Consider the following 16,084-nt stretch of genomic DNA (forward strand, 5'->3'; position numbering starts at 1 on the left):
AAGCTTGCTTTAATAGCAGTTGTAAATAAACTAATAAAACAAGCTTATGCGATTGCTACAAAAAAAGAATATTATTCAGTATATAATTAACTAAAATAAATTTGGAAATAAACACAGTTCATTCCGATGAAGGACGAATCTCATTTCTGTGTATTCTGTGCTTTCTGTGAGAAAAAAGTTTTCAGTCTCAGTTTTCAATTTAAATGAAGCATTATAAGTTTTAAGAAACTTCGTGCCTTAATTTCTTTGTGGCAAAAAAATCATTGCGAAGCAATTCCTTTCTATGTTTTCTGTGAGAAAAAAGTTCTCAGTTTCAGTCTTAGTTTTCAATTCAAATGAATCATTATAAGTTTTCAAAAACTTCGTGCCTTTATTTCTTCTTGGTAAATTCAATCAAATAGTACAATTTCGGTTTCAATTCGTACCTTTGAAAATAAAGTTAACATAAAGAAAAAAGCTCACAATTCATTTCGTTACTCAATGAAATCTTTCCCAAAATCCCTTCACCAAAAACTCCTCCAAAGAGAACAAAACAATGCTCTTCGACAGTTGGCTTTACATAATCAGTTAGTCGATTTTTCTTCTAATGATTATTTGGGATTTGCAAAAAGCGAAGTGATTTTTCAACAGACACATGAGTTTTTAATTTCCAGAGATCAAAAAACAAACGGAGCAACGGGTTCGCGATTACTCAGCGGTAACCATTCGATTTATACCGAAACAGAAGAATACATCGCCCAATTTCATCAAGCTGAAGCGGCTTTAATTTTCAATTCTGGTTACGATGCCAATGTGGGATTTTTTAGCTCCGTTCCACAACGCAATGACATTATTTTATATGATGAACTCAGCCATGCTTCTATTCGTGACGGCATTCAAATGAGTTTAGCCAAATCATTCAAATTCAAACACAATGATTTAGTTGATTTAGAAAATTTACTGACTAAATTCCAACCCGCAACCCGTAACCCGCAACCCGCAACCATTTTCATCATCACCGAAAGTGTTTTTTCCATGGATGGCGACTCACCTGATTTGGAAAAATTAGCGGCATTATCCGAAAAACACAATGCTTATTTAGTCATCGACGAAGCCCATGCTTTGGGTGTTTTTGGAATAAACGGAGAAGGTTTGGTGCAAGAATTGAACTTATACGACAAGGTTTTTGCTCGAATCATCACCTTCGGAAAAGCATTAGGATGTCATGGAGCCGCTATCTTAGGCAGTGAACAACTTAAGAACTATTTGGTCAATTTCGCACGTAGTTTTATTTATACCACCGGATTATCACCACATTCGGTGGCTACGATTTTTGTGGCCTATCAGCATTTGTCAAAAAGTCAGCAAGAAAGAGAAAAACTTTTTCAAAACATTGCTTATTTTGAGTCTTGTCTTCCAACTTCCATCTCCCATCTTCCATCCAAATCAGCAATTCATTCTGTTATAATTTCCGGAAACGAGCGAGTAAAATCCATCGCAGAACAACTCCAACAAAACGGATTTGATGTAAAACCGATTTTGTCACCAACCGTTCCCGAAGGACAAGAACGATTGCGGTTTTGTTTACATTCTTATAATTCTCAAAAAGAAATTTTTACTGTTTTAGATTTGTTAAGTACTTTTGTGTTTTAAGCCACGGATAAAACTGATTTTAACAGATTTAGACAGATGATATGACAAATTTATTGCACAAATCAATTACAGATGTTATTTTAAAAGCCTATTACAACGTATATAATGAATTAGGCTCGGGATTTCTTGAGAAAGTATATCAAAATTCAATGTATTTTGAATTAAAATCGTTAGGCCTCAAAGTTGAAGCTCAAAAACAAATTAAAGTCTATTTTAAAAACCAGCTTGTCGGAGATTTTTATTCAGATCTATTAGTAGAAGACAAAGTGATAGTTGAGTTAAAAGCGACTGAGTTTCTCATGGATATTCACACAGCTCAAATAATGAATTATTTAAAAGCAACACCCATTGAAGTTGGAATGTTGTTAAACTTTGGAGAAGAACCTGAATTTAAAAGAGTAATTTACACAAACAATAGAAAAACTAACATTAAAAATCAGCAATAATCCGTCCAGTCCGTTTAATCCGTGGTTAATAATTGTATTACAATAGGATAGAAGAAAGGCATATGCATAATTTCAATCTTTTCAAAAAATCCTTGTGAACTTTGCGTATTCTTTGCGAACTTTGCGTTTAAATGACCACCATGAAACTATTTATTACCGGAATTGGCACCGACGTAGGAAAAACAATCACATCCGCCATCATCACCGAAGCCTTGGAAGCCGATTATTGGAAGCCTGTGCAAGCCGGCGACTTGCATTTTTCCGACAGCCATAAAATACAATCACTTCTTACTAACACCAAGACAAAAATTCACCACAATAGTTATGCTCTGCAAACTCCTGCCAGTCCGCATTATGCTGCAGAAATTGATGGAGTAACTATTGATATAAAAAAAATAAAAGTACCAACAACCAAAAATCATTTGGTGATTGAAGGAGCCGGCGGACTTTTCGTTCCGCTCAATCAAACAGCAACCATTCTTGATTTAATTCAACCCGATTTTAAAGTAATTGTTGTTTCCCGTCATTATTTGGGAAGTATCAACCACACCTTGTTAACGATAGAAGCTCTTCAAAACAGAAAAATTTCAATTGCCGGAATTATTTTCTCAGGTGATGAAAACTCCGCTACGGAATCAATCATCTTATCTAAAACCGGTGTTAACTTTTTAGGAAGAATTGATAATGAACCCTATTTTGATCAAAATGTAATTTCGTATTACGCTGAAAAGTTTAAAGAAGACCTTCAACGCCTAATCTAAAAATCCAACAATCTAACAATCGAACAATCCAAAAATCCCTCATGAACCTTTCCCAAAAAGATAAACTTTACAACTGGCATCCGTACACCCAACACCAAACCACCGGACTTTTACCGGCGATTGTTAAAGGTGAAGGCGTTTACCTGTGGGATGAAAACGGCAAGCAATACATCGATGCTATTTCCAGTTGGTGGGTCAATCCGTTTGGGCATTCCAACCCGATAATTGCTGAGGCGATTTATAAACAATTAACTACCTTAGAACACGTTTTGTTTGGCGGTTTTACGAATAAACCGGCTGTGGAATTGGCAGAGAAGTTACTTTCTATTTTACCTTCCAATCAAAAAAAACTGTTTTATTCAGATAATGGTTCAACCGCAGTGGAAATTGCCATTAAAGCAGCGTTGCAATTTTTTTATAATAAAGGTGAAAAACGGACCAAAATCATCGCTTTGGAAGACGGTTTTCATGGCGATACTTTCGGAGCCATGGCTGCGAGTGGAATTACTTTTTTTACAGAAGCGTTTCAAGGTTCATTGCTGGAAGTGGTACGTATTCCGGTACCGACACAACATAACGATAGTTTGGATATATTGGAAAAATTACTTCAAACCAACGAATTTGCTGCGTTTATTTTTGAACCGCTCGTGCAAGGTGCCGCAGGAATGGTCATGTATGAACCGCAAGAATTGGACAAATTGATTTCGCTTTGTAAAAAAAATCATGTTTTCACGATAGCTGATGAAGTCATGACCGGATTTGGCAAAACCGGAAAAACCTTTGCCTCTGATTATTTGCAAGAGCAACCCGATATGATGTGTTTGTCAAAAGCCTTAACCGGCGGAACTATTCCGATGGCGGTAACGAGTTTTTCACAACCCATTTTTGACGGATTTTTATCCAATGACGTCAACAAAGCGTTGTTTCACGGACATACTTTTACCGGAAATCCGACGGGATGTTCAGCGGCTTTGGCAGCAATTGATTTGCTCTTTTCTGCCGAAATGCAAGAGAACATTTTGCGGATTGAGCAAAAACATTTGCAATTTTCTGAACGTTTGAAAAAGTATTCCAACGTACAAAATTGCAGAACATTAGGTATTATTTTGGCCTTTGAAATCAAAAGAGAATCGGCGGAGAGTTATTATGGTGATTTTAGAAATAAATTATACGCTTTTTTTATCGAAAACGGCATTATTCTTCGTCCGGTTGGCAATACCATTTATATCCTTCCGCCGTATGTTACCAGCAATGAACAATTGGAAATAATTTATAAAACCATTGAAAAAGCGTTGCAGATAGTGTAAATTTGTATTTTATAAATTTCATTCAACTTTCTTTTTTTGAACTCAAAAATTGCCATAACTTCTTTTGCTTCGGTTTCTCCTTTAGGAAATAATTCTGTTTCTGTGTGGGAAGCCTATCAATCGGAACAATCATTAATCAAACCCAATCAAATAGGAACTTCTACTGTTTTTGCATCTTCTTTATCGGAAGAAAACAAACAAAAAGTAGCTGATTTGCGATTGTCTGACTCAAAATATAAATTTTTAGATGATTCGGTTTTGTTTGCCATTTTAGCTTCACGACAAGCGGTTGAAATAACAGGTTGGGATAAAGAGGCAGTTTTTGGTATCAACATCGGTTCCTCTCGTGGAGCTACACAATTGTTTGAAAAACACCATGCCGAATTTTTATCCACCGGAAAGGCTCAAACCTTAGCTTCACCAACTACTACGTTGGGAAATATTTCGAGTTGGGTAGCTCAGGATTTACAAAATAACGGACCCGAAATTTCGCATTCTATTACGTGTTCAACCGCTTTGCATGCGTTGCTTAACGGTATTGCTTGGCTTCGGTCGGGCATGGCAGATAAATTTTTGGTGGGTGGAAGTGAAGCACCGCTAACACCGTTTACCATAGCTCAAATGCAAGCGATGAAAATTTATATCACGGCGGAAAGTGCAGACCCTTATCCTTGTAAAACGTTTAATTTTGATAAAACCAGAAATTCCATGGTGTTGGGAGAGGCCGCTGCTGTCATTTGTTTGGAAAGTGGTGAAAGCGATAAAGCTGTCGCTTATGTTGAGGGTTTTGGTTATGCCACCGAAAATTTAACCCATTCCATTTCCATTTCGGCGGAAGCAACTTGCTTTCAAAAATCAATGAAAATGGCTTTAGGGAAAATGAATCCCGAAGAAATAGACGTCATTATCACCCATTCACCCGGAACGATTCAAGGTGATTTGAGCGAAATGAAAGCAATTGAAATTGTTTTTGCTAATCACCTTCCATTACTCACCAACAACAAATGGAAAATCGGTCACACGTTTGGAGCTTCCGGTATGTTGAGTGTAGAAATGGCATTATTGATGCTGGAACACAATCAATTTATTCAAGTTCCTTTTTTGAAACCGCAACCACAAAGGCGTGCTTTGAAAAAAATTATGGTGAATGCGGTTGGTTTTGGTGGCAATGCGGTGAGTATTGTGCTAAGCAAAAACGCTTAGTTTATACATTTTTTTCTAAAGCTTTCACTTTTTCGTACACCCAATCGCTTTCCCAACCTTTGCGAAGTAAGGTGTCGAAGAATTTTTTTCTTTTTTTCAGTACATTTTTTTCGGTAATCGAGTTCCAAGTTTTTTCCGCCAATTCATGAAAGGTAGTTTCATATTCTTCTTCGGGAATTTCTTTTAACCCAATTCGAACCAAATAATCGGAAAGCTGACGTTGTTTTAACTCGGCACTAATTCGGTTTTTTCCCCACTTTTTTTGGTGGAATTTACTAATGGAAAATAGCTTCGCAAACCGTTCTTCGTTCAGAAAATTATGATGAATTAGATGCACAATTATTTCGTCATGGAGTTTTTGAGGAGCCGCTAAACTATATAACTTTTGAACCACTTCGGCATGGCAGCGTTCCTGATAAGAACAGTAATATTCCATCTTCTGAACGATTTCCAAGACTGAAGTGTTTGATTGTGAGTGCAATGCTAAAAAATTTAATGTTTTTTTGTTAATAATTTAGTAACGCAAATGTATTGAAATTCTGCAATTTAGCCGTAAATTTGTACCCACCAAAATTCAACTGTAAAAGCCGTAAAAATTAACAAAAAAATTATCATTTCTAAAAATGAAAACAAGAATACTTTTATTAGCACTTTTTATGAGTGCTTTTTCGTGGGGGCAAGTGCAATTGAGTGAAGGAACACCTTCGCAAACCATTAATTTTTCGGCTACTGTAGCCGGAGTTTCTAATGGGGCATTCACAGGAACAGGTTTTCAACCCACACCATCAGTCGGGCAATTGGATTCGGATGCTTGGGCAGTGACAGGATTTGATACCGCTAATTTTACTTTTGGGGGAACAAGTACTGGAGGAGACCATGCTCGTGGAGCTGTTGCAGTTAGTCAGACAACAGGTGGAATTTATGCTTATACAGGTGCACCTCAAAGTGTGGCAAATCCTTGTTTGATGATTCAGCCTGCAGGGAGTGATTTTACACCGGGAACTATTACACTTCGTATTAGAAACAATGGAGCTGGGTTCATTAATCAAATTGTTGCATCCTATAATATTTTTTATAGAAATGACCAAGCTTCTTCAAACTCTTTAAATTTCTCTTATTCTACAGATAATACTTCTTACACTAGTGTTGGTTCATTGGATTTTGCAACACCAGTTGCAGCCAGCGGCACAACTTGGTTACAGGAAGGTTCTACGCCTTCCAGATTAACAACAATTACCGGTTTGTCCATTGCTCCCGGCGATTACTTTTATATTCGTTGGAATAGTGATGATGTTGTGGGAGGAACTAGAGATGAGCTTGGCTTAGATGATATCTCAGTTACGGCAGCCTTTGGTCCACCAAGTGCACCGGTTATCACCAGTGATTTAACAGCTTCCGGCTTTTTGGGTGTGCCTTATTCTTATAGTATAGTGGCAACGAATAGTCCAAGTTCATACAATGCAACCGGTTTACCGGCCGGTTTTACTATCAATACTACTACAGGCGTTATATCAGGGACACCGGGAGCCACAGGAACTTTTTTAATCACGATTACCGCCACAAACGTGGGAGGTTTTGATGAGCAAACGTTAATTTTAACCATCACTAATCCCGGACCGGAAATTAATGTCAGAGGAGCTACTGGAGGTACAAATAATATCATCAATGGCAATATCATTCCGAATGCGTTCAACAATACATTGTTTGCCAGTATTGCAGTGGGAGCCAATCAAGACAAAGATTACCGAATAGAAAATTTGGGAATTTCCAATTTAACTTTAACGGGTGTTCCAAGAGTTGAAATCTCAGGGACAAATGCAGGTGACTTTACGGTTATTACTCAACCTGCTGCAACGATAGCTTCAGGAGCTAATAGTGTGTTTGTAATTCGTTTTTCTCCTTTAGCGGGTGGAGTTAGAAATGCCATGGTGACAATCGTAAATAACGATTCCGATGAAGCACCGTACACCTTTGCTATTCAAGGGGGTGGTTTAGCTCCTGATATTAATATTGTTGGGAATGGAAATCAAGTGTTGTCAGGAAGTACAATTCCGGATTTGAATAACCATACTAATTTTGGCAATGCAAATGTGACTGCTGGCACAAAACTTCGCAACTTTTTTATCATCAATTTAGGTGGAGATATTTTAAATGTTACCGGTGTTACTATTACGGGAACACATGCCTCAGATTTTACAGTAACAGCCGCACCTTCCGCAACTGTAGGATTAAATAATAGTACGACCTTAGGGATTACTTTTGACCCTTCTGCTCTAGGTTTACGGGAAGCTTTGGTTACCGTTACTAATAATGTACCAGGAAAAAGTCCATACACATTTGCTATTTCAGGAGTTGGAATTGATTTTGACGAGTGTTTAATCGGGGGCTCATCAACCATAAGAACGCAACAATTTACAAGCACTGGTGGTACAGCATGGGGATACAGCACAGCAACCGCACTAGGTGCTAATCCTCCAGTTGTTACAAATGGAATGGCATTTGGTAGCAGTAGAACAATTCCCTCAGATAAATTTATCGCTACGAATAGCTTACAAGTAACAGGACCATATCCTAGTACATTTGACCCTAAAGCAAAAGTCATCGTAACCTTTGATACCGTAGATACATCAACTTATCAAGATGTTTTACTTGAGTTGTTTATAGGTGCCTATTCTACTAATGGCTCACAAGGTTTGGATGTTTCCGATTGGCTTACTGTTTTTGTGAGTGGTGATGATGGTGTAACATGGTCTAGAGAAGTTATTGTAAAAGGAAATAGTAACTCTATTTGGAGCGTTGCTACGGGTGGTACAACGTTTACAAACCCATTTAAGGGATTAGATATACCCTATGAAGTACAACCCGCTGCTAGTTCTGTAGGGAATGGGACAAGAAGGTTGATATTAACTAATTTGCCTCAAGTTACACAATTAAGGGTGAAAATCGAATTTGATATTGACAGAAATGATGAGGTTTGGGTTGTTGATAATGTTTCTTTGAGAGGTAGATTACCTGTTCCAAAGACATGGAATGGTGTTTGGAGTGGTGATGGACTTCCTCCTACTTCTGTGGAGAGAGCTATATTTGCGGCAAATTATAATACCAACACGAACGGCGATGTAATCGCTTGCGAATGTCAAATTAATACAGGTAAAATTGTAACGATTACAGATGGAGATTATATTCAATCCGCCGGAAGAATTGTTAATAATGGCGGTTTAATTGTTGAAAACAATGGTAGTTTAGTGCAACTGGATGATTATGCCGTTAATACCGGCAATGCAACTGTACGGAGAACCGCCAATATCCGTCGTTTGGATTATGTATATTGGTCTTCTCCGGTAGCTTCATTTCCTGTATTAAGTATATCTCCGGGAACACCGGCTTCCAATGTATTCAAATGGCTACCAACTAACGGCGGGAATTTTGGTAATTGGACAACAGCGAATGAAAGCATGGTGCTTGGAAAAGGATATATCGTTCGTGGGCCTTCGTCATTTAATAATACTATTCAACCTTTTAACGCAACTTTTTCAGGTGTACCAAATAATGGAATAATGACTACTCCAATTGAACGGGGTTCTTATATAGGTGGAGGTTATCCGAGTCCGACCAACCCGGCTGTAACAGTTACTGCTAACGATGATAATTTCAATCTACTCGGAAATCCGTATCCGTCTGCGATTAGTGCTTTGGATTTTTTAAATGAAAACACAAATATTGAAGGTTCTGTTCGGATTTGGACACATGGTTTGTTACCGAATATAGCGTTTAACGATCCTTTTTATAATAATTTCGGTTATAATTACAGTCCGAATGATTATATCGTGCACAACGGAACAGGAACGGTTAGTGGTCCGTTAGGATTCAATGGTTTAATTGCTTCCGGACAAGGTTTCTTTGTCTTGATGAATGATGGACCGGCCGCTACCGAAACAGTTACATTCAGAAATTCAATGCGTAATGTGACTCATGCAAACAATCAGTTTTTCAGACAGACCAATGCACCGCTAGGAGAAGAAGATTTTAAAATTTGGTTAGATTTTATTCCGCAAAATAGCAACCCGTTTCGTACGTTAGTGGGTTATGTAGATGGAGCAACCCATGAAAAAGACAGGTTGTTTGACGCAACGACCAAAGTAGATGGATCTTCTAAAATGTATTCGTTGATTAACAATAAACCTTTTATTATCCAAGGAAGAGCATTGCCGTTTGATGAGAATGATCGAGTGCCAATGGGTTACAACACCTCGACACCAGGAAGATTTATGATTGCCATTGCTGATGTTGTAGGGTTGGGAGATAAAAAAGTTTATTTGGAAGACAAACTATTAAACATTATTCATGATTTAACAGAAAGTCCCTATGAATTTGATTCAGAGAGCGGTATTTTTGATACTCGTTTTGAATTGCGATATACCAATGAAATCTTATCTAACCCTGATTTTAATGAAGTTGCGACGGCAGTCATTGCATTTGCTTCAGAAGGGCAACTGAATGTTAAATCAACATTAGAGAACATTACTCAAGTAACCGTTTATGATTTGTTAGGAAGACAGTTGTTTACTAAATCTGGAGAAAATACAAATGAATTCTCCACCAACATTTCTTTGATAAACCAAACAGTAATTGTTCAAATTGAACTAGCAAATGGTCAAGTTGTTTCAAAGAAACTGATTTTGTAAAATATAGAATAAAAATATTAAGAAATCCCTTCCGTTTTTCGGTTGGGATTTTTTGTTTGATAGTGTATTTCATCGATTATTTAACAAATTACCGCATGATTTGTTAAATTTTTATTCAAGATACGATTTTTTTATCATTTTTGAAAAACTAAATTCCAAAATACCATTAGAATACCTACTATGAAACAAATTCTACTCTTTTTAGTAGTGGTTATTTTTTCAATTGAAATGACTGCCCAACGCCAAAATCCCTGGCAAATTGACAACAAACAAACTCCTGAATCGCTCACGAAAGTAAACAGAAGCAGTACTCCAAGAACTTACAAGATTTTTTCTCTTGATATTCAACAGTTCAAACAGCAATTGCTTGGGGCACCGTTAAGAGGTGCTTTTTCAGGGCGTTCGAACCACGAGATTCTTTTACCAAACGCTGATGGAATTGTGGAACGATACCATGTTATGGAAACACCCATCATGGAAAAAGAACTTGCTGATAAATTCCCAATGATTAAATCCTATGCCGCCCAAGGTGTAGATGACCCAACTGCTGTTGCTCGCTTTTCTGTGACACAGTTTGGTCTGCATAGCATGACTTTTTCATCCAAAACAAGCACAACTTTTATTGATCCGTATACCGAAAACCAAGCGTTTTATATTGTCTATAAAAAGGCAGATTTGGTTGCTAATGATTCAAATTTTGAATGTTTAACAGACGAAGGGATTTCTTTGCCTTCCACAGAATTAGATAGAAATGCTTTTGAGCATGACATTTTTAACACAGACGATAACACTTTACGAACATATCGTTTAGCTCAGTCCTGTACAGCTGAATATGGTAATATTTTTGCAGGAGCAGGAACAGTGGCTCAGCAAAAAGCAAACATTCAAGCACAAATGGCCATTACAATGACCCGTGTAATTGGCGTTTATGAAATTGATTTAGGAATCACCATGATTTTTGTTGCGAATAATGATGCTGTAATTTATTTAGGAGCTGCGAATTCTGATCCGTGGAGTAATGAATGGAACACGACCACAGCTCAAACATTGGACAGTATAATCGGGGTTAATAATTATGATATTGGACACAATTTCAATACTACAGGCGGAGGAAATGCCGGATGTATTGGTTGTGTATGTCGAGCGGTCTCTCAATCAGGCACACACAAAGGCAGGGGTTATACTGGAAGAGCAAATCCAACCGGAGATGCTTTTGATATTGACTATGTGGCTCACGAAATGGGTCATCAATTTGGTGGATACCATACACAAAGTAATAGTAGCTGTCGTTCCGGTAGTGGTCTCACAGAAGTAGAACCGGGTAGTGCTTCAACCATCATGGGATATGCAGGAATTTGTGCTGCAAACGTACAATCAAATAGTGATGCTTATTTTGCTTATGTAAATATTCGCGATATCATGGCTTATGTTAAATCCGCTAACGGAAGCTGTTCGGTAAATACACCAATTGCTAATCAAACACCAGTTGTTTCTGCCGGTTTAGATTATACAATCCCCAGAAGTACTGCTTTTATTTTAACGGCAACGGGTTCAGACCCAGATGATGATGCATTATTGTATACTTGGGAACAACGCGACCCGGAAAATCCGGGTTCAAATGCCGCACCAACAGCTACAAGAGCAGTTGGGCCAATGTTCAGATCGATTACAGGAACTACTTCTCCTTCACGATACTTTCCTGCAATGACAACGATTTTGTCAGGGTCAACAGCAAATACATGGGAAGTGGTGCCTTCCGTATCAAGAACCATGAATTTTTCTGTAGTTGCTCGTGATAACGTTGCTGGAAATGGCCAGACCAATTCGGATTTGATGTTGGTTACGGTGAATGCTGCTGCCGGACCGTTTCTTGTAAATTCTCCCAATACTAATGTGTCTTGGTTGGCCGGAAGCAATCAAACAGTAACCTGGGATGTGGCTGGAACTACTGCGAATGGAGTTAATTCTCCTTATGTTGATATTTTCTTATCCACAAACGGAGGAAGCAGTTTCCCTGTTTTATTAGCTAGTAAAGTTCCAAATGATGGTGCTGAAACAGTAACAATACCAAATTCTACAGGTACTCAAAATCGTATTATGGTGCGAGGGCACAATCACATTTTTTTAGACGTTTCTAACACCAATTTTACTATTTCAACGGCAACACCTACTTTTGCGTTGGCGTTTAATGGACAAACGGATGGTCAAAATAAAGCGGTTTGTCAAGGACAGCCTGCTGTTTTTGATATAGATTATTCAACCATAGGCGGTTTCTCCGGAACAACAACACTCAGCGTTAGTGGTAATCCTGCGGGAACTTCGGCGAGTTTTTCTCAGTCTAGTATTTCATCAAATGGAACCGTTCAGTTGACCTTAACGGATACTGAAACTGCTATTCCCGGAATTTATCAAATGATTGTGACCGGAACATCAGGATCAATCACTAAAACTGTTAATTTATATGTTGAGGTTTTAAATTCTAGTTTTCAACTTGTTTCAAGTATCAATCCATTGGATTTAGCAACGGGGGTTTCGAATAATGCAGTTGTTATCGAGTGGGCTTCGGATTCAAACGCAACGAACTATGATTTTGAACTAGCCTCGGATGTAGAATTTACTACCATTTTAGTTAGTCAAAATATAAATACAAATCAATATATCGCTACTAATTTAGATGAAAACACCAATTATTTTTGGAGGGTTTTACCAAAAAACAGTGGTTGTCAAGGAGAATTAAGTGCTGTGTTTAGATTTACTACCGGAAGTGGAATTAATTGTGATCCGATTGTCAATTCTACCAATGTTCCTTTGGCAATATCGGCTTCAGGCACACCGACAATCAATTCAACCTTAACAATACCAACTAATCAAAATCAAACCATAGACAAGATTACGGTTACATTGAATATTACACACACTTGGATGGCTGATTTAACAGTGACTTTAATTAGTCCATTGGGTACACAAATTCAATTGTTTTCAGGCCAATGTACCAATCGCGATAATGCCGTTGCGACGTTTGATGATGAAGGGATAGCGTTAACGTGTCAAGGAACGACACCTACTATAACCGGTACACTAATTCCTTCTCAACCACTTTCAACTTTAATAGGAGAGAGTACAGAAGGGACTTGGACATTAAGAGTATTTGATTCTGCAAATCAAGATGGCGGAACCTTGAATTCTTGGGGAATTACCATTTGTACAACAGATGGAACACCTTTGAGTTGTGGTGAAATTACTTCGGTATGGAATGGAACTACTTGGAGCAATGGCTATCCGGTCAATAATGTAGCAGCAGTTATAAATAACGATTTTATTTTAACAAGTGATTTAGAATGTTGCTCAATTACGATCAATAATGCTGCTCAAGTGGTTGTTGAATCGGGTAATAATTTAATTGTAGAAAATGAAGTGACTATTGCTGGAACTGCGTCTTTCACCCTTGAAAATAATGCTAATTTGATTCAGATTAATAATGTAACTAACATAGGAACCATTAATCAATTTAGAAATACCAATTCATTGATGCGATTGGATTATGTCATGTGGTCTTCTCCGGTAACCGGTTCGCAGAGTTTGAAGGACTTTTCACCTTTAACGATGAATAACAGATTTTATACCTATAACTCAACAAACAATATTTATTCAAGTGTTTCTAATCCATTAAACACAACTTTTAATGACGGAATTGGATATTTAATCCGAATGCCCGATAATCATCCAACTTCTCCAACAGTTTGGACAGGAGAATTTATTGGTGTTCCAAAAAATGGAGACATAGATGTTGATTTATCATACATTAGTAATTCACAGAAGTACAATGCTATTGGAAACCCCTATCCGTCAACCATTAGTGCAGAAGCGTTTTTGCTGTCGAATGTTGCCGACATAGAAGGAACGATTTATTTTTGGAGAAAGACAAACAATGCGGCAGGTACTGCTTATGCTACTTATACCTTAGGCGGAGCTACATCTACATCTCCTACCAGTCCGGTTCCAAACGGATCGATTCAAGTAGGACAGGGTTTTATTGTAGCGGCACAAAATGTAGTTAATCCAACAGCACGATTTACCAATGATTTGAGAGTAGATAACAATAGTAATCAATTTTTCCGTTCCAACTTTGGATTGCCTTATGCAACTCAAACCGAGATGGAACGTCACCGAATTTGGTTAAACCTAACGAATCAGGCAGGTTTCTTCAGTCAAATTATGGTGGGCTATATCAGCGATGCTACGAACGATGTAGATCAATTAATCGATGGGAAATATATTGGCGACAGTGAAACGGCTTTATCTTCGTTAGTAAACAACGAAGAATATGTTATTCAAGGAAGAGCATTACCTTTTAATGATTCGGATGTTGTGCCGCTAATATTCAGAACCAATGCTTCTGGAAATTTCACGATTTCACTAGCAACTGTTGATGGTTTGTTTGCGGGAGATCAATTAATTTTTATTCGAGATATAGAATCAAATGTAGTTCATAATTTAAAAGAAGCTTCTTTTACATTTAATTCGGAAGTAGGAATATTTGCCAATCGTTTTCAGCTTTTATATCAAGATGAAGCATTGGGAATAGTTGACGTTGCATTAAATTCTTCTGTTTTAGTTGCAGTTAATGACGGGAAAATACAACTAAAATCATTTAATGCATCTATTAGTGAGGTTGTTATTCATGATGTTTTGGGTAGAGAATTATCAAAACATCAAGCTATTAAAAGTAATGAATTTTCAATAGTAGATATTGTACCAAATAAACAAACACTTTTGGTCAAAGTTACCTTTGAAAATGGTGTTTCGAGCATTAGTAAAGTGATTTTTTAAGCTTGCCGATGTGTAGAAATTAATGTTTTTTATAACTATATTTAATAAATTTTTGAAAAGTTAGTTTTTTATAACGCCTGAGGGATTTCATTCGAAAGAACGTAGGCCTAATTTTATTTTACAATTTCATAACAATTCTCAACTGATTTTAATTTAGTTTTGTATTTTAATTTATATTCAAAATCACATGAAAAAAAATTACAACTTACTCATTTTTTTATTATTGCTTTTTGTGAACATCAATGTTTGGTCACAAATTAACATAACGCGTTGGAATTTCAACGGACCAGCTGCAGATGCTGTAGAGGGGGGTAATGCTTCACCATCTCCATCAGAAGGTAATGGAACAGCCTCTTTGTTAAATGGTGTTACTGCAACTTTTGCATCAGGAACAGCGTCTGGAGGTTCAAGTGATCCGGTTGATACTACACCTGAAAATTACGGATGGAATACAACCACCTACGCCGCAGCAGGAACTGAAAATAAACAAAGAGGAGTTCAGTTCAATGTGAGTACTGTAGATTTTACAGGTATTAAATTTTTATTTGATCAACGATTAAGCAATACTGCAAACAACACTTATGTTGTTCAATACACAACTGATGGCAATAATTGGGTAGATGCTGAAACTTTTACATTTACCCCAGATGTGACAGGAACTGGTGATACTTGGTATAATACTAGAACAGTAGATTTGACAAATGTTCCAGAATTAAACAACAATCTTAATGCTGGTTTTCGAATTGTTAGTGCATTTGACCCAACTACAAATGATTATAGAGCATCAAGATCTACATCTACTTATGGTCCTGGTGGAACGGTTCGTTTTGACATGGTTACAATTACTGCCGAGTCAACACTCGGTTTAATTGACTTTGAAAATCCTACTGCTTTTAAGGCTTCTCCTAATCCCTCTTATGGAGGTTTAGTAACTTTTAACAAAGCGGTTAATTATGAACTGTATGACAACAATGGTAGAAAAGTTTTAAATGGAATAAATTCAAACAAAATAGACACTTCTTCATTGTTATCTGGTATTTATTTGTTAAAAACTGATGAAGGAAACGTGGAAAGATTAATCATTAAGTAAAAATATGACTAGTCCTAAATAATCGATACAGATTATTAGACAAAAATAAATAAATTAAACACTTGCAAAAACGTTTTTGCAAGTGTTTTTAGTTTTATAGGTTTTCATTTTCAATTCATTTTGTTGATGC

General features: G+C 37.1%; 9 protein-coding genes. 8 read left to right on the forward strand and 1 reads right to left on the reverse strand.

All coding sequences use genetic code 11. The features are described from left to right. Window positions 1-480: 480 nt before the first annotated feature. The 5 genes from ACIQ0M_RS13855 to ACIQ0M_RS13875 all read left to right on the forward strand — a co-directional run bounded on the left by ACIQ0M_RS13855 (window position 481) and on the right by ACIQ0M_RS13875 (window position 5,349). Entirely contained in the window at window positions 481-1,632 is a 1,152-nt protein-coding gene (locus tag ACIQ0M_RS13855; RefSeq protein WP_396153254.1) for an aminotransferase class I/II-fold pyridoxal phosphate-dependent enzyme, read from the forward strand. Between the two features lie 41 nt (window positions 1,633-1,673). After that, complete coding sequence (locus ACIQ0M_RS13860; protein ID WP_396153256.1) at window positions 1,674-2,078, forward strand: GxxExxY protein; 405 nt, start codon at window positions 1,674-1,676, stop codon at window positions 2,076-2,078. A 140-nt stretch (window positions 2,079-2,218) separates the two neighbouring features. Continuing rightward, on the forward strand, window positions 2,219-2,839 hold the full coding sequence (gene bioD / locus ACIQ0M_RS13865) for a dethiobiotin synthase (protein WP_396153258.1): 621 nt from the start codon (window positions 2,219-2,221) through the stop codon (window positions 2,837-2,839). 41 nt (window positions 2,840-2,880) lie between these two features. Continuing rightward, entirely contained in the window at window positions 2,881-4,146 is a 1,266-nt protein-coding gene (bioA, locus tag ACIQ0M_RS13870; protein WP_396153260.1) for an adenosylmethionine--8-amino-7-oxononanoate transaminase, read from the forward strand. Between the two features lie 36 nt (window positions 4,147-4,182). Beyond that, window positions 4,183-5,349, forward strand: coding sequence for a beta-ketoacyl synthase N-terminal-like domain-containing protein (locus ACIQ0M_RS13875; protein WP_396153262.1), 1,167 nt, complete (start codon window positions 4,183-4,185; stop codon window positions 5,347-5,349). A 1-nt stretch (window position 5,350) separates the two neighbouring features. Here the strand turns inward: ACIQ0M_RS13875 and ACIQ0M_RS13880 are convergent, their stop codons facing one another. After that, window positions 5,351-5,785, reverse strand: a complete 435-nt coding sequence (locus ACIQ0M_RS13880; protein ID WP_396153264.1) for a regulatory protein RecX — start codon at window positions 5,783-5,785, stop codon at window positions 5,351-5,353. Between the two features lie 187 nt (window positions 5,786-5,972). Between ACIQ0M_RS13880 and ACIQ0M_RS13885 the strand changes: the two genes are divergently transcribed. The 3 genes from ACIQ0M_RS13885 (at window position 5,973) to ACIQ0M_RS13895 (ending at window position 15,954) form a co-directional block, all read left to right on the forward strand. After that, window positions 5,973-10,034, forward strand: coding sequence for a choice-of-anchor D domain-containing protein (locus ACIQ0M_RS13885; RefSeq protein ID WP_396153266.1), 4,062 nt, complete (start codon window positions 5,973-5,975; stop codon window positions 10,032-10,034). A gap of 180 nt (window positions 10,035-10,214) precedes the next feature. Continuing rightward, window positions 10,215-14,864 carry a reprolysin-like metallopeptidase gene (locus ACIQ0M_RS13890; RefSeq protein WP_396153268.1) on the forward strand — a complete coding sequence of 1,550 codons (4,650 nt, stop codon included), beginning with the start codon at window positions 10,215-10,217 and terminating at the stop codon, window positions 14,862-14,864. A gap of 187 nt (window positions 14,865-15,051) precedes the next feature. Beyond that, window positions 15,052-15,954 (forward strand): T9SS type A sorting domain-containing protein, encoded by a 903-nt coding sequence (locus ACIQ0M_RS13895; RefSeq protein WP_396153270.1) that lies wholly within the window; start codon window positions 15,052-15,054, stop codon window positions 15,952-15,954. Window positions 15,955-16,084: the final 130 nt, after the last annotated feature.

The sequence above is a fragment of the Flavobacterium sp. genome (assembly GCF_044339515.1).
Lineage (GTDB): Bacteria > Bacteroidota > Bacteroidia > Flavobacteriales > Flavobacteriaceae > Flavobacterium.

Bases quoted from the DNA above. Each gene is read 5' to 3' on its own strand.
- ACIQ0M_RS13855 (WP_396153254.1), top strand. From the start codon at position 481: ATGAAATCTTTCCCAAAATCCCTTCACCAAAAACTCCTCCAAAGAGAA.
- ACIQ0M_RS13860 (WP_396153256.1), top strand. From the start codon at position 1,674: ATGACAAATTTATTGCACAAATCAATTACAGATGTTATTTTAAAAGCC.
- bioD (WP_396153258.1), top strand. From the start codon at position 2,219: ATGAAACTATTTATTACCGGAATTGGCACCGACGTAGGAAAAACAATC.
- bioA (WP_396153260.1), top strand. From the start codon at position 2,881: ATGAACCTTTCCCAAAAAGATAAACTTTACAACTGGCATCCGTACACC.
- ACIQ0M_RS13880 (WP_396153264.1), bottom strand. From the start codon at position 5,785: ATGGAATATTACTGTTCTTATCAGGAACGCTGCCATGCCGAAGTGGTT.
- ACIQ0M_RS13885 (WP_396153266.1), top strand. From the start codon at position 5,973: ATGAAAACAAGAATACTTTTATTAGCACTTTTTATGAGTGCTTTTTCG.
- ACIQ0M_RS13890 (WP_396153268.1), top strand. From the start codon at position 10,215: ATGAAACAAATTCTACTCTTTTTAGTAGTGGTTATTTTTTCAATTGAA.
- ACIQ0M_RS13895 (WP_396153270.1), top strand. From the start codon at position 15,052: ATGAAAAAAAATTACAACTTACTCATTTTTTTATTATTGCTTTTTGTG.